This window comes from Nonomuraea sp. NPDC049129, assembly GCF_040648495.1.
Classification (GTDB): domain Bacteria; phylum Actinomycetota; class Actinomycetes; order Streptosporangiales; family Streptosporangiaceae; genus Nonomuraea.
Genome location: NZ_JBEZDU010000019.1, coordinates 153,052 through 167,279 on the forward strand (window position 1 = coordinate 153,052; position 14,228 = coordinate 167,279).

14 protein-coding genes are annotated in these 14,228 nt (G+C 67.6%); 4 read left to right on the plus strand and 10 right to left on the minus strand.

From position 1 onward, the window contains the following. The first annotated feature begins 184 nt into the window (after positions 1-184). Both AB0B64_RS43210 and AB0B64_RS43215 read left to right on the plus strand, forming a co-directional pair. A complete protein-coding gene (locus AB0B64_RS43210; RefSeq protein ID WP_357958243.1) occupies positions 185-727 on the plus strand; it encodes a GNAT family N-acetyltransferase in 543 nt (180 codons plus the stop codon). Further along, a complete protein-coding gene (locus AB0B64_RS43215; RefSeq protein WP_358185630.1) occupies positions 724-1,497 on the plus strand; it encodes a class I SAM-dependent methyltransferase in 774 nt (257 codons plus the stop codon). Before AB0B64_RS43210 ends, AB0B64_RS43215 begins: the two co-directional genes overlap by 4 nt. Here the strand turns inward: AB0B64_RS43215 and AB0B64_RS43220 are convergent. The 4 genes from AB0B64_RS43220 to AB0B64_RS43235 are packed head-to-tail and all read right to left on the minus strand — an operon-like array spanning position 1,494 to position 5,047. Then, positions 1,494-2,036: a GNAT family protein gene (locus tag AB0B64_RS43220; protein ID WP_358185633.1), complete on the minus strand. Its 543-nt coding sequence runs from the start codon at positions 2,034-2,036 to the stop codon at positions 1,494-1,496. The two genes, AB0B64_RS43215 and AB0B64_RS43220, sit on opposite strands and share 4 nt — an antisense overlap. A gap of 35 nt (positions 2,037-2,071) precedes the next feature. Then, a complete protein-coding gene (locus AB0B64_RS43225) occupies positions 2,072-2,902 on the minus strand; it encodes a carbohydrate ABC transporter permease (protein ID WP_358185637.1) in 831 nt (276 codons plus the stop codon). Next, on the minus strand, positions 2,892-3,803 hold the full coding sequence (locus AB0B64_RS43230) for a sugar ABC transporter permease (RefSeq protein WP_358185782.1): 912 nt from the start codon (positions 3,801-3,803) through the stop codon (positions 2,892-2,894). Before AB0B64_RS43230 ends, AB0B64_RS43225 begins: the two co-directional genes overlap by 11 nt. Beyond that, positions 3,770-5,047: an extracellular solute-binding protein gene (locus tag AB0B64_RS43235; RefSeq protein WP_358185640.1), complete on the minus strand. Its 1,278-nt coding sequence runs from the start codon at positions 5,045-5,047 to the stop codon at positions 3,770-3,772. Before AB0B64_RS43235 ends, AB0B64_RS43230 begins: the two co-directional genes overlap by 34 nt. Before the next feature lie 164 nt (positions 5,048-5,211). Here AB0B64_RS43235 and AB0B64_RS43240 point away from each other — a divergent pair, with 164 nt between their 5' ends. Next, positions 5,212-6,156: an ATP-dependent DNA ligase gene (locus AB0B64_RS43240; RefSeq protein ID WP_358185643.1), complete on the plus strand. Its 945-nt coding sequence runs from the start codon at positions 5,212-5,214 to the stop codon at positions 6,154-6,156. On the opposite strand, the gene AB0B64_RS43245 is transcribed toward AB0B64_RS43240, so the two are convergent. The 5 genes from AB0B64_RS43245 to AB0B64_RS43265 form a co-directional block, all read right to left on the minus strand. Beyond that, positions 6,157-6,531 carry a hypothetical protein gene (locus AB0B64_RS43245; protein WP_358185646.1) on the minus strand — a complete coding sequence of 125 codons (375 nt, stop codon included), beginning with the start codon at positions 6,529-6,531 and terminating at the stop codon, positions 6,157-6,159. Positions 6,532-6,695: 164 nt separating this feature from the next. Then, positions 6,696-8,645: a beta-galactosidase gene (locus AB0B64_RS43250; RefSeq protein ID WP_358185649.1), complete on the minus strand. Its 1,950-nt coding sequence runs from the start codon at positions 8,643-8,645 to the stop codon at positions 6,696-6,698. Between the two features lie 16 nt (positions 8,646-8,661). Further along, positions 8,662-9,504, minus strand: a complete 843-nt coding sequence (locus tag AB0B64_RS43255; RefSeq protein WP_357958228.1) for a carbohydrate ABC transporter permease — start codon at positions 9,502-9,504, stop codon at positions 8,662-8,664. Then, positions 9,504-10,385, minus strand: a complete 882-nt coding sequence (locus tag AB0B64_RS43260) for a sugar ABC transporter permease (RefSeq protein WP_358185654.1) — start codon at positions 10,383-10,385, stop codon at positions 9,504-9,506. The genes AB0B64_RS43255 and AB0B64_RS43260 overlap by 1 nt, the downstream gene beginning before the upstream one ends. Continuing rightward, positions 10,382-11,674, minus strand: a complete 1,293-nt coding sequence (locus AB0B64_RS43265; protein ID WP_357958224.1) for an extracellular solute-binding protein — start codon at positions 11,672-11,674, stop codon at positions 10,382-10,384. The genes AB0B64_RS43260 and AB0B64_RS43265 overlap by 4 nt, the downstream gene beginning before the upstream one ends. 172 nt (positions 11,675-11,846) lie before the next feature. Between AB0B64_RS43265 and AB0B64_RS43270 the strand changes: the two genes are divergently transcribed. Continuing rightward, on the plus strand, positions 11,847-12,836 hold the full coding sequence (locus AB0B64_RS43270; protein ID WP_358185658.1) for a LacI family DNA-binding transcriptional regulator: 990 nt from the start codon (positions 11,847-11,849) through the stop codon (positions 12,834-12,836). 787 nt (positions 12,837-13,623) lie between these two features. Here AB0B64_RS43270 and AB0B64_RS43275 read toward each other — a convergent pair. Then, on the minus strand, positions 13,624-14,088 hold the full coding sequence (locus AB0B64_RS43275) for an ATP-binding protein (RefSeq protein ID WP_358185661.1): 465 nt from the start codon (positions 14,086-14,088) through the stop codon (positions 13,624-13,626). Positions 14,089-14,228 lie beyond the last annotated feature (140 nt).

The following is a 14,228-nucleotide window of genomic DNA, read 5'->3' on the forward strand; positions in this document are numbered from 1 at the left end:
CCCTCTGGAAGACAGCTCAAAGTGAAGCGCCGATGGGTAGCTTGAGGCCACTCGTTTTCCTGCGGCCGGCGACTCAACCGGCCGAAGTTTTCGATCAGCTAGCCTGTGGGCTGTGATTCAGAACGATGGCGTCGAAAGCAGCGATCAGAGCATCCTGACCGGTTTTGGGGGAGATTCCGGTCGCGTGACCTTGCGCCGGATGACCGTCGATGATCAGGACGAGTTCACCGAGCTGGTCAGGGCCAGCGCCGACCTGTACGGCCCGTACATGTCCCTGCCCGCCACGCCGCAGGATTTCCACACCTTTCTCGGGAAATTCGCCGACCCGCTGCTGGCCGAAGGCCTGGTGGTCTGCTTGCGCGACACCGGTGCCATGGCGGGCAACATCAACATCAACAGCATCATCCGCGGGCGCGCCCAGACCGCCTCCCTCGGCTACGCGGCCTTCGCCCCCACCGCCGGTCAGGGGTACATGTCCGAAGGGCTCCGCCTGGTGATGCGTTACGCGTTCGAGGAGCTGCGCCTGCACCGGCTGGAAGCCCAGATCCAACCCGACAACCACGCGTCCCTGAAGCTGGTCCAACGCCACGGGTTCCGCAGCGAGGGTTGCTCGCCGGAGCTGCTCTTCATCGACGGCGCCTGGCGGGATCACGAACGGTGGGTCATCACCAACGCCATGGCCGGCATGGTGCCCAGCGAGCCGCATCCGACCCAGCCTGTGCGTTGAGGATTCCGTCGGGTCCGAACAGCCCACCGAGCTATGAACGGCTCGTCGAGCAGGCCACGGAGGCATCCCTCGGCGGGTGGGACTTCGGCTGGCTGCGCGGGCGGACGAGCGGTGGACAACCGTCGTGGGTGTACGCCGAGCGAGCCTCGTCGCTCCTTCCAACGGCGCGGCGACTGCTCGACATGGACACCGGCGGAGGTGAGCTGCTCGCTTCGCTGTCTCCGCTTCCTCGGCACACGGTCGCCATGGAGGGCTGGCCGCCCAACGTCCCCATCGCCGGCGAGCGGCTGAGACCGTTGCGGGTGGCCGTATTGGGCGCTGCCGCCGATCGGATTCCCGTCCGCGAGGCCACCTTCGACCTGGTGCTCAACAGGCACGGCGCGCTGAATGCCGCCGAGATCGCGCGCGTTCTCGCCCCAAATGGACGGCTGCTCACCCAGCAAGTAGGCAGCCGTAATGGGTTGGAGCTGAATGACGCCCTGGGCGCACCGCCCCCGATCGATCCGGCGAGCTGGACGCTGGAAGTCGCGGTCGATCAGCTCCGCCGCGCCGGGCTGCGGGTGCTGGACGCCCGTGAGGAGATGGTCGAGTACGTCTTTCACGACATCGGCGCTGTCGTCTTCCAGTTGCGCGCGGTCCCATGGCAGGTCCAAGACTTCGACCTCAACCGTTATGACCAGCGGCTACGCGCGCTCCATGAGCGCATCTGTTCCCAGGGCGCTTTCACCGCTCGCGATCATCGCTTTCTCATCGAATCCGAGCTCCCCTAGCGAAGGTGCTCGTCGATGAGCTTCGAGTACAGGTACATGTCGCGACGTTCACCGCCCACCTCCTGCCAGCTGCGCAAGAGCCCCTCCCGCAGGAACCCCGCTCCCTCGGCGGCCTTCCAGGACGGCGTGTTCCACGGCTCCACGTGCAACTGCAGCCGTGGAATCCGCAGCCGCTCCAAGCCCCACGACGAGATGGCCCGCAGGGCGGTGCCCGCGACGCCTTGGCCGCGGGCCGACTTCGCCACCCAGTAACCCACCGAAGCCCGCCCATGAAGACCCGGCCACAATCCGATCTGACCTACGGCTCGGTTGTCGCCGGCATTCGCTATCGCGAAGGAGTAGCCGATCCCGTCGGCGGCCTTACTCCACTGGCGGTGGATGAAGGCGATGCCCTCGGCGGCCGAGTAATTCGGTGGCACGCCGGTGACCAGGGGGATGTAGGCGTCTTCGGAAGCCTCCTGCACCGCCGCGACGTCGTCCAGCCGCCATGGGCGAAGCACGAGCATGTCGCCTGCCGGAAGTTCGGGAACTACCACCATTCCCGCATCATGCCACCCGAGCTGAACAAAACCCGTCAGCCCTTGAGGCCGGTCGTGGAAATGCCCTCGGTGATGCGCCGTTGGAAGATGAGGAAGAAGCCCAGGATCGGCACGAGCGACAGCACGGCCATGGCCAGCATGGGCCCCCACGTGGAGCCGCTGCTGGAGTCGAGGAAGGCCCGCAGCGCCAGCGGCACCGTGTACGTCGACGTGTCGCTCAGGTAGACGAGCTGGCTGAAGAAGTCGTCCCAGGTCCAGATGAAGGTGAAGATCGCGGTGGTGATCAGCGCGGGACTCGACAGGGGCAGGATGATCCGCCAGTACACCTGGATCGGCCCGCAGCCGTCGATCCTGGCCGCGTCGTCGAGCTCCCTGGGCAGCGACCGGATGAACTGCACCATCAGGAAGACGAAGAACCCGTCCACGGCCAGGAACTTCGGCACGATCAGCGGCAGGAACGTGTCGACCCACCCCAGCGCCTTGAACAGGGTGTACTGCGGCACGATCAGCACGTGGATCGGCAGCATGATCGACCCGAGCATGACGCCGAACCAGACGCCCTTGAACCGGAACGACAGCCTGGCGAACGCGTAGGCCGCCATCGAGCACGACATGACGTTACCGATGACGGCCGCCGTCGCCACGATGAACGAATTGGCGAAGAAGCCGGTGAAGGGCACGCCGAGGGCGTTCCAGCCATCGGTGTAGTTGTCCGTGACGACGGTCTGGGGCACCAGGCCGGGATCGGCGAAGATCTCGTCGTTGGGCTTGAACGACGAGCTGATCATCCAGAACAACGGGTAGAGCATGGCCAGCGCGCCCACGACGATCAGCACGTGAACGGCCCAGCGTGACCTAGTCGGCATAGTGCACCCAGTACCTCGACGAACGGAAGGCCACCGCGGTGAAGACCGCGGTCACGAGGAGCAGGAGCCAGGCCAGGGCCGAGGCGTAGCCCATACGGAAGTTCCCGAACCCCTCCTGGTAGATGTAGAGCGTGTAGAAGAGCGTGGAGTCCGCGGGGCCGCCCGTCCCGCCGCTGAGGATGAACGCCGGGGTGAACGCCTTGAACGCGTTGACCGTCTGCAGCACCAGGTTGAAGAAGATGATCGGGCTGAGCATGGGCAGCGTGATCCGGAAGAAGGCGCGCACCTTGCCGGCCCCGTCGACCGCCGCGGCGTCGTACAACTCGGCCGGGATCTGCTTGAGGCCGGCCAGGAAGATCAGCATGGGCGAGCCGAACTGCCAGATGTGCAGCGCCACCAGGGTGTAGATGGCGTACTCAGGCGTGGAGATCCAGCTCGGCCCGACGATCCCGAAGGCCGACAGCACGTCGTTGACCAGCCCGTCCGGCCCGAAGATCTGCCGCCACAGGATGGCGACCGCCACGCTGCCGCCCAGCAGCGACGGCAGGTAGTAGGCCGCGCGATACACGCCCACGCCGCGCATGGGCCGGTTCAGCAGCACCGCCACGAGCAGGGCGAACCCGCCTGAAAGCGGCACCGAGGCGACCACGTAGATCATCGTGATCCGCACCGCGTTGCCGAAGTGCGGATCGTCCATGATCCGCGCGTAGTTGTCCAGGCCCACCCACGACGGCGTCGTGAGCAGGTCGAAGTCGGTGAACGAGAGGAACAGCGAGGCCAGGATCGGCCCGCCGGTGAGCAGGAGCAGCCCCGCGAACCACGGCAACAGGAAGAGGTACGCCGACCGCCCTTCTCTCCTCTTGACCGTTATTTCAGTACGCGGCGCGCTTCGTCGAAGAATCGGGACACCCCCTCGGCAATGGACAGCTTCCCGAAGCCCACCTGCTGGTTGACGTTCATGAGCACCTTGTTGTGCAGTTCGCCCGCGCCGAGCGGCTGAGGAGGCGGCAAGGGGCCGACCTTGTCGGCGAGCGACTCGATGTAGGCGTAGACGAGCTTCTCCGACGGCGATGCCTTCGGCTCCAGCGCTGCCCGGATCGCCGACGAAGGCGGCACGCCGCGTTCCGAGCCGAGCGGCGTGGCCACGTCCACGTCACTGACCAGCGCGTTGACCAGCGCGACGGCGTCCTGCGGCCGTTTGGTGGCCGCGCTGACCGTCAGCAGCATGGACGGCTTGTAGTACTGGCCAGGCTTGTCCCCGGTGGGGAAGGCGTGGACCGCTATGTCGTCCTTGGTGACGCTCATGTAGGCGGTGAGCTGGTTGGACCAGGCCCAGTCCATCACCGCCTTACGGGTGGCGACCAGGCTGTTCTGCACATCGCCCGCGGCCGTGGCCTGCACGTCGGGCGGGGCCGCCGCGCCCGCCTTGCGCAGCCCGTCCCAGAACGTGAACCACTCGGTAAGGTCCTTCTCGTCGTAGGCGAGCTTGCCGTCGGCGGTGAAGAACATCTTGCCCCGCTCCAGCAGCCAGTTCTCGAACGCACCGCCGTCCTGGGCGCCGTCCTCGCTGGCGTAGACGCCCTTGGGCGCCTTCTCGGCGATCTTCTTGGCCAGTTCGCCGAACTCCGGCCAGGTGAAGGTATCGGGCACCTCGACGCCGATCTCCTTGGCCAGCGTGCGGTTCCAGATGAGGGCCATGGAGTTGATGCCGAAGTTGACGCCGTACTGCTTGCCGTCGATCTTCCCTGCGTCGACGACGTCCTTCGCGAAGCCGGACAGGTCCAGGCCCTTACCGAGGTACGGGCCCAGGTCGAGCAGGCTGCCACGCCGGGCGTACTCCCCGATGTAGGAGTAGTCCATCTGGATCACGTCGGGGGCGTTGCCGCCGGCGGTCTGCGTGGCCAGCTTCTCCCAGTAGCCGTCCCAGCCGGAGAACTGCGTCCTGACCTGGACACCGGGCCGCTTCTTACGGAAGGCCGCGAGGGCCTGCTGGGTGGCGTTGTGCCTGGCGGTGCTGCCCCACCAGGCGAACTGCATGCTGGCCGCCCCGCCCGATCCGCCGCCGCCACCCGCGCAGCCTGCCAGGGCTAACGCCCCGGCGGCCACACCGACCTGCAGGAATCCACGTCTGCTCAGATCGCTCATGGCCACGTCCGTTCGTTACGCCCAGGCAATATTTAACTTAGGACGGTAATGAAAGGGCTACGGGACGTCAATCATTTGCAGTGGGTTGTTTCCCCCGCAAACCAGCCCCACCCGTGTTGGGCGGAAAGTTGACCTCACGTCCGTATCTCGGCATCGTGAACCGGGTGACCAGCGATGAGACGCGGGACGGAGTGTCGCTGACCAATCTCGACCAGCCGCTGTTCGACGGATCGAACGCGACGAAACGGGATCTGGTCGACTACCTGGACGCGGTACGCGACCGCATCATCCCGGTCCTGCGGGACCGCGCGCTGTCGGTGATCCGCGTACGGCCCGGCCAGGCGCCGTTCATGCAGAAGAACGTGCCCAAGTACGCCCCCGACTGGATCCGTACGATCTCCGTCTGGGCCGAGGCGTCGCACCGGCAGGTGTCCTACGCCCTGTGCGACGACCGCAGGACCCTGCTCTGGTTCGCCAACCAGCGGGCGGTCGAATACCACCCGGCGCTGTTCCGTGGCGAGCATCCCACCCATCTCGTGCTCGACCTCGACCCGCCGGAAGGGGACGCGTTCCCGCAGGTCGTCCAGGCCGCCAGGTTGGTACGCCAGGCCCTCGACGACACGGGGCTGGCCGGGGCGGTGAAGACGAGCGGGGCGAAGGGGCTGCACGTGTTCGTGCCCGTGGTGGCGGGGACCGCGATGGACGACCTGGCCGCGGCCACCCGAGCCCTGGCCGCGCGCGCCGAACGCGTCGACCCGGCGCTCGCCACCACGGCGTTCATCCGTGAGGACCGCGAGGGCAAGGTGTTCCTCGACTCGACCCGGGCGGGTGGGGCGACGGTGGCGGCCGCCTACAGCCCGCGCATTCGTCCGGGTACGCCGGTCTCCTTCCCGGTGGCTTGGGAAGACCTCGACCGGGTCGTGCCGGCCGACTTCACCGTCCACACCGCCGCGCGGCTGCTCGCCGACGGCGATCCCTGGGCGGAGCTCATGCCGGAGCCGCAGCGGCTGCCCGCGGACCTGGTCGAGGAGGGGCACACGATCCCGATCGCCCGCGTCCAGGCGATGCACGAGGGCAAGCGCCGGGCGAAGGCCAGGAGAGAGGGATGATCACAGGGTGTACGCGAGCGCCGCTTCCGCGATCACCAGCAGCGGCACGAGCGGCACGGCGTACAGGGCCGCCTGACGAGCGCCCGTGTGCCGCTCGGGGAGGGCCGTGAGCAGGGCGAGCAGCACCGCGCAGCCGATCGGCGCGAGCAGCCAGGTCGAGAGGGTGATCGTGCCCCACGTGCTGGCCGCGTCGCATTCCGCGGTCTGGTCATAGGTCAGCGCGCCGAGTTCGCACGCCTTGTCCCCGAGGAGCGACACGGCCATCCAGGCGACGAAGCCCGCCAGCCAGATGACGACGGCGAGGACGGAGACCAACGCGACGGTCGTGCCGCTCGGCGAAGTCGTCCGGCTGGAGGACGGGGAGGGGGCGATCACGCCAGGACTCTAATGCTGATCAACCTCGGCGTGGCCGACTTTGATCAACCTGGCGCCCGGCGGCCGGTCCTCAGCGCCCGATCGCCACCGAAGGACCCGCCGCGCGACGTGGCGCGGCGCCGAGGGCCCGAGGGGGCCTCTAACCCTCAGCGCCTTCAGCGCCCTCAGCGCACGACCGCCACCCCGCCCGCGGGGACCGCGCCCGTGAACGGGCCGCCGGTCAGCAGGTCCGTGCCGGTCAGGCCGGGCACTGTGACGGGCATGTCTCCGTGGTTGATGAGGAAGACGCAGGCGCCGCGCCGTACCAGCTCCAGGGTGTCGGGCAGGTCGCGCGGCCGGGAGACGCCCGCGCGGTCGAGCACCTCGCCCAGCAGAGCGCGCAGGTCGTCGCCGCCGAGTGCGGCGGCCAGGTAGCTCGCCGTGCCGCCGCCGAACGCGTTGGCGGTCATGGCGGGATGCCCGGCGTCGGGGCCGTCGGTGAAGTGCCGCACGGCCACCGCGCGTTCGAGGCGGACCCGCTCGGACCAGATCCGGCCGGTGGCCCCGCCGGTGAGCGTCACGGTCTCCAGCTCGCGCAGCGGGTGGAACTCCTCGACCGACAGCCCGAGCACCTCGCGCAGCGCGCCGGGGTAGGCGCCCGCGTGGACGGTGTCGTTCTCGTCGACGATGCCGGAGAAGTACGACACGAGCAGGTGGCCGCCCGCCTCAACGTAGCGCTGCAGGTTCTTGGCCGAGCTTTCGGCGAGCAGGTACGAGCTCGGCACAACAACCAGCCTGTATCCCGAAATATCGGCGGAAGGGTGGACGAAGTCCACCGTGACGTGCTCCCGCCAGAGCGCCTCGTAGAAGGCGTCCACCCGTTCGCGGAAGCGCAGGTCGCCCGAGGGCCGCCACTCCAGCTCCAGCGCCCAGTACGACTCCCAGTCCCAGACCATCGCCACCTCGCTGGTGACCCGCTCGCCCTTGACCGGGGCCAGGCGGCGCACGTCGGCGCCTAGCGAGACGACGTCGCGCCAGATCTGCGAGTCGGTCCCCGCGTGCGGGATCATCGCCGAGTGCCACTTCTCGGCGCCGTACCGCGAGGCACGCCATTGGAAGAACAGCACCGAGTCCGAGCCCCTGGCCACGTGGGCGAGGCTGTTGCGGCGCATCTCGCCGGGCCGCTTGGCGATGCCGCGCGGCTGCCAGCTGATCGCGCTCGTCGAGTGCTCCATGAGCAGCCACGGCCCGCCGCCGGCCAGGGAGCGGCTCAGGTCGGCCGACATGGCGAGGTGGATGTGGTTGTCGGGCTGCTCGCCGTTCAGGTAGTGGTCGTTGGCGATGACGTCCAGCTCGGGGGCCCACCGCCACAGGTCCATCGACTTGCAGTTGACCGTGCCCGCGAAGTTCGTGGTGACCGGTTTGCCGCTGCGGCGCAGGATGTCGCGCTGCAGCCGGTAGTGGGACAGGTGCTCCTCGTTGGCGAATCGGGCGTAGTCGAGGCGCTGCGCCGGGTTGACCACGGTATGACTCCACCGGGGAGCGTCGATCTCGTCCCATTCGCCGTAGTGCTGGCCCCAGAAGGCGGTGCCCCAGGCGGCGTTGAGCGCGTCCAGGCTCTCGTACCGGTGCCGGAGCCATTCACGCCAGGCGGCCACGCTCGACTCGCAGTAGCACTCGCCGAGCGGCGCCCCGTACTCGTTGTGCACATGCCACATCACCACGGCCGGATGCTCGCCGTAGCGGGCCACCAAGCGCTCGGCCAGGCGCGCGCTGGCCGCGCGGAACGCCGGGTGGCTGGAGCAGGCGGTCTGGCGAGCGCCCGCGCCCACGCGGACGCCCTCGCGGGTCGTGGGGGAGGCGTCGGGGTACTTTCTGGAAAACCAGGCGGGCGGCACCGTGGTCGGGGTGCCCAGGTTCACCGAGATGTCCGCGCTGTGCAGGCGGTCGATGATGGTGTCGAGCCAGCCGAACTCGTACTCGCCCTCGGCGGGCTCCATCAGCACCCACGCGAAGATGCCCAGGCTGACCAGGTTCACCCCGGCTTGCCGCATCAGCCGTACGTCCTCCTCCTGCACCTCCAGCGGCCACTGCTCCGGGTTGTAGTCCCCGCCGAACGCGATGCCCTCGATCATGTAAGTCCCCCATTTTTCATGCCTTGACGGCGCCGCTGCTGAGGTCGGTGCGCCAGAACCGCTGCATCGTGAGAAAGAGCGCGATCAGCGGAATGAGTGCCAGAAACGTCCCGATGAGGATGAGGTTGTACAGACTCGGATGGTTGGCCCCGGCGGCCAGCATCGTGTAGAGCCCGACCGTCAGCGGGAACTTGCCGTCGTCGCCGAGCATGATGAACGGCAGCAAGAAGTTATTCCAGATCGCCACGAACTGAAACAGGAAGATGGTCACCATCCCCGGCCCCATCAGCGGCAACGCCACCCGGGTCAGCAGCGTCCAGTGCGAGGCCCCGTCGATGCGCCCGGCCTCGAGCAGCGAGTCGGGGATGGCCGCGCCGGCGTACACGCGGGCCAGATAGATGCTGTACGGATGCAGGATCTGCGGCAGCAGGACCGACCAGTACGTGTCCGCCAGCCCGACCTTGGCGAACAGCAGATATTGCGGGATCGCCAGCACCACCGCGGGCACCAGGATGCCGCCGATCAGGATGTTGAAGATCAGGTTCCGGCCGGCGAAGCGGTACTTGGCCAGCGTGTAGCCCGACACCGCGGACACGGCGGTCGACAGCAGCGCCCCGCCCCCCGCGTACAGCAGGGTGTTGAGCATCCACAGCCAGTACACCCCCTCCCGATAGGCGGCGAGATCGGCCAGGTTCTGGAAGAACCCGGTGCCGGGGGAGAACGTCGAGGTCGAGAACAGCTCGCCGGACGTCTTCGTGGCGGCGATCACCACCCAGCTCACCGGGAACAGGCAGTACACCGCGCCGACCAGCAGAACCCCGGTTGGGACCAGCCCGTACGTTGAAGCGGAGCGGGCCATCACGTCTCCCCGAACGCGCGGTTCTTCACCACGCGCAGGAACCCGAACGACAGCACCAGCGAGATCCCGGCGATCACCACGGCCGTGGCCGCCGCCGAATACAGGTCACCGGTCACGAAGGCGTCCCGGTAGATCTTCATCAAAGGGCTCCAGGTCGAGCTGATCGTGTTCGTGAGCGGCCGGAGCGTGGTGGGCTCGGTGAACACCTGGATCGTGGCGATGACCGAGAAGACGGTGACCAGGATGATCGCCGGGGCCAGGATCGGGATCTTGACCCGCAGCGCGATCTGCAGCTCCGACGCGCCGTCGATGCGCGCCGCCTGGTACAGGTCCTGCGGCACGGCTCGCAGGTTCGTGTAGAGCACCAGCATGTTGAAGCCGGTGCCGCCCCAGACCGCCACGTTGGCCATCGAGTACACGATCGTGCTCTGACTCAGCGGCGCGACCCCGAACAGCTCGCTGATCGGGCTGACGCTCGGCAGGTAGAGGAAGCCCCACATCAGGCTGGCGGCCACGCCCGGCACCGCGAACGGCAGGAAGATCGCGATCCGGGAGAAGCGCGCCAGCCGTACCCTCGCCGCGTCCAGCATCAGCGCGAACACCAGCGCCAGCCCCAGCATCACGACCAGGACCAGCACGCCGTAGCCGAGCACCCGCAGCCAGCCGGTCCACAGCTCGCCGTCGCCGATGGCGGCGGCGTAGTTGTCGAGCCCCACGAAGATCTCCCGCTTCGACCCCTTACCGAGCCCGAGCCCCGACACCTTGGTCCGGCGCAGACTGAGGTAGACGGTGTAGCCGATCGGCAGGGCCAGGAACAGGGCGAACAGAGTGACGGCCGGGGTCAGGAACAGGTACGGCGCCCAGCTTTTCCTTGGGGTCATTGGGCGAGCTTGAAGCCGGACTTGGTCATGTCCGCGACCGTGGCGTCCTGGACGCTCTGGAGGGCGCCGCTGAAGGAGGTCTTGTTCAGCGCGGCCTTGTCGAAGGCGTCCTTGAAGGCGTTGTAGGCCACATTGACGTTCGGGCCGAAGGTGAAGCCGCGCGCTCCCGCGCCGAAACCGGCCGCCTGCTTCCAGAAGTCGGGGATGTTCGAGAAGTACGCGGGCGGCTCGGAGAGCAGGTCGGCGCCCTTGGTCGCGGCGGGATAGACGGAGCCCTCCTTCACCAGCAGGGCGAGCGCTTCAGGGTCGCTGTTGAGCCAGGTGGCGAACTTCGCCGCGGCCTCCTTGTTCTTGGAGCCCGCCGACACGGAGACGGCCGAGCCGCCCCAGAAGCCGCTGAAGTTCTCGCCCGCGTTCCACTGCGGCAGCTGCGCGATCGCCCATTTGCCCTTGGACTTGGGCGCGTTGGTCGCCAGGGGACCGGGGGCCCAGATGGCCGACGGCCAGGTCAGGAGCTTGCCGTCGTTCAGGGCCTTGTTCCACTCGGGGGTGAAGTAGGGCATGTTGTCGATGACGCCCTCTTTGACCAGGCCGCCCCAGTAGTCGGCGAGCTTCTTGCTGGGCTCGTCGTTGATGGCGACCTTCCACGCCTCGCCGCTGATCGACCACCACTGCCCGCCCGCCTGCTGGGCCAGGCCCGCGAAGGAGCCCGGGTCCTTGCTGGAGAACGTGCCGAGGTACACCTTCGGGTCCTTCGCGTGCACGGTCCTGGCCGCGTCGGCGTACTCCTGCCAGGTCTTCGGTACGGCTATGCCGTACTTCTTGAACAGGTCTTCGCGGTAGTAGAGCAGCATCGGGCCGCTGTCCTGCGGGATGCCGTAGACCGCGTCGGTGCCGAGCGTGACCAGCCCCCAGATGCCCTCGCTGAACTGCGCCTTCACCGGATCCGCCGCCGTCTTGATGTCCGCCACCGCCTCGGCCGCCACGAACGACGGCAGCGCCTGGTACTCCGCCTGGACGAGATCCGGCGGGTTCCCGGCCTTGGCGGCGGTGAGGAACTTGGTGGCCGAGTCGTCCCCGCCCGCCTGGGTGCTGGAGGTGACCTGGATGTCGGGATGCGCAGTGTTCCAGACCGCGACGACCTTGTCCATGCCGGGCACCCAGTTCCAGTAGGTCAGGGCGACCTTCTGCGTGGTGGAGCTCGACGGGGCGGCACTCTGCTGAGCGCCACCGCTGGAGCAGCCGGCCACGAGGGTGACGGCCGCGGCGACAGCGGCAAGCCTGTTCATGTGCATGGGTACCTCGACCTGGGGGAGTCAGCGTCCTGGAGGGTCTGTGAACGTTCACAGCGTGTGTCCGGCCATCTGCGCTGTCAACCCCTCGTTACGGTGTCGTTAAACGGCCCAAAAGGTGTGTGCACGTTCACAGTGCTTCAGCGGTGGACCGTGAGATGCTGAACGCGTGAAAAGGCCGACCATCCATGACGTGGCCGCGGCGGCCGGGATCTCACGCGGCACCGTCTCGCGGGTCCTGAACGGCGACCGTTATGTGAGCCCAGCGGCCCGGATCGCCATCGAACGCGCCATCGCCGAGACCGGCTACGTCGTCAACCGCAACGCCCGCAACCTGGTCAGACAGCGCGCCGGATCGGTCGTCATGGTCCTGTCCGAACCCCCCTTCGAGGACCCCAACTACACCACCACCATCCGCACCGCGATCCGCCGCCTCGGCGAACGCGACCTGTCGCTGGTCATGATGATCGCCGGCGACGACAGGGAGCGCGAACAGGTCCTCCGCTACGTACGGGGCGGCCACGCCGACGGCGTCTTCCTCCTGTCCACCCACGCCGGCGACCCCCTGGTCGACACGCTCCACGGCGCCGGCATCCCGGTGGTCTCCTGCGGCGCCGTCATCGGCAGGGAGACGGTGATCCCGTACGCGGCCTGCGACGAACGGGGCGGCGCCCGCCAGATGGCCGAATACCTGGTCTCACGGGGCCGCAAGAAGATCGCGATGATCACCGGCCCGATGGACACGCCGGGCGGCATCCAGCGCCTCGAAGGCTTCGCCGACGTCCTCGGCCGCAAGGCATCCAAGAAGCTGATCGAACACGGCGACTGGACCCACGCCAGCGGCGAGACCGCCATGGCCCGCCTCCTGGAACGCGTACCAGACCTGGACGCGGTCTTTGCCGCCTCGGACGTGATGGCCTCGGGGGCCCTGCACACGCTGCGGGCGGCGGGCCGGCGCGTACCTGAGGACGTGGCGGTGGGCGGCTTCGACGACTCATCGGTGGCGATCTCCACCCATCCACCGCTGACCACGATCCGGCAACCGCTGAGGGACGTGGCTCAGGAGACGGTACGCCTACTGCTGGCCCTGATCGACGGCGCCGACCAGGTCGACTCGATAGCCCTCCCCACCAGCCTGATCGTCCGAGACTCAGCCTGAAGGCCCTCCGCTTCGCTCCGGACGTTCTTTCTCCCACCCCTTACCCGATTCGGTGGTTGGCCGTTTGATGCCCGCCCGCCCACAAAGGCCCTCCGCTTCGCTCCGGACGTCCTCCCAGGCGGGCTGACGCCCGCCCCCTGAAGGGCCTCGCTGCGCTCGGACTGCCTTTCCTAGCACGCTTCGCCGGGTCAGCTGGTTGGAGCGGGACAAGGTGGACGTCCACTTCAGGGCGTTCGGCATAATTGCTGCCACCGGCTGCCGTCAGTCATCGGACAGCAGGGTCCTTGCCCAGCTGGTTCGGGCGGTCGCTGCGCTCGTCGAGCTGTGCCGCAGGCACTCACACGCCCCGCGTGCCGAACTAGCGCCACTCGCTGAGTCGGATGACGTCCCGCAGAGTGGTGTAGTTTCTCGGCCGTTCGGCCCTGTTGGTGGAAGTGAAGGCCCCCGGTTGGAAGGTGCGTCCAACCGGGGGCGACCTCATCCGCGAACGCCAGGGACGGATGTCCGCAGATGAGGGGATGCCCTGGCTGGGAGATAGGGGGCAGTTCTCAACCAACCAAGGCGAGAGCTTGTTGCGGCCTTTGTTGCTACCGGATTCAACGACGAAGGCCGCCCCCGAGGCCCACTTCAAGAGACACTTGGCGGCCTGTCTCCTTTGCCGCTGCTCAGCGGTAGGGCCGGGGGAGCGTGATCAGCCGCGGCGATGGCACTCGGCTGGTCACGAGCATCAAGGTTGGCGCTCTAACTTGGCGTCCAGTTGTTCGAGATCGCCGGCAACAAGCGCTAGTCATCTGGGCTCCTGGTCGGGCAGAGAACGGGGGATCTCTAGGTCGCACCACACAACGCGGCGGCCGAGCGGAGTGACGTACGTGCCGCACCGCACGGAGAGCCTGCTTACGATGTCGAGGCCGCGGCCCGACTCGGCCTCGACATTCGGAGACTGGCCAGGGATGAATCGTGGCTCTGGCGCCGGGGCGCCGGGGTCAATCACCTCCAGACGGATGAAGCCGTTCCCGAAGCCCATCCGTAGTTTGAGCCAGTCGCGCCGCCGGCCTTGCGGCACGTGTACACAGGCGTTCGTCACCAGCTCGGAGACGACTTGGAGTGCGTCGTCCCGTACCGGGTCACTGGCGGCAAGCCATATCTTGATCGCTTGCCGCGCCTGCCAGGGCGTTTTGGCAGTTCGACGCAGCGTTATGAATCTCGATATGACGATGTCCTCTATCTGTGCTGGCACAGAATCACCGACCATTTCTGTGTCTGGTATGCGGCCCGCGTCGCAACTAAGTCAGAGTTGTCCTGTTATGAGAGACTGAACCGCCGTCGTTTGTTTCCCGAGGGGCATTTCCAAGAATGCTCCTGGCCAGCTATTTTTGAGATAGGGCGGCTGCG

Coding starts and splice junctions, on each gene's coding strand:
- AB0B64_RS43250 (WP_358185649.1), bottom strand. CDS start 8,645: ATGATCGAGGGCATCGCGTTCGGCGGGGACTACAACCCGGAGCAGTGG.
- AB0B64_RS43275 (WP_358185661.1), bottom strand. CDS start 14,088: ATGGTCGGTGATTCTGTGCCAGCACAGATAGAGGACATCGTCATATCG.
- AB0B64_RS43265 (WP_357958224.1), bottom strand. CDS start 11,674: ATGAACAGGCTTGCCGCTGTCGCCGCGGCCGTCACCCTCGTGGCCGGC.
- AB0B64_RS43225 (WP_358185637.1), bottom strand. CDS start 2,902: ATGCCGACTAGGTCACGCTGGGCCGTTCACGTGCTGATCGTCGTGGGC.
- AB0B64_RS43255 (WP_357958228.1), bottom strand. CDS start 9,504: ATGGCCCGCTCCGCTTCAACGTACGGGCTGGTCCCAACCGGGGTTCTG.
- AB0B64_RS43220 (WP_358185633.1), bottom strand. CDS start 2,036: ATGGTGGTAGTTCCCGAACTTCCGGCAGGCGACATGCTCGTGCTTCGC.
- AB0B64_RS43235 (WP_358185640.1), bottom strand. CDS start 5,047: ATGAGCGATCTGAGCAGACGTGGATTCCTGCAGGTCGGTGTGGCCGCC.
- AB0B64_RS43260 (WP_358185654.1), bottom strand. CDS start 10,385: ATGACCCCAAGGAAAAGCTGGGCGCCGTACCTGTTCCTGACCCCGGCC.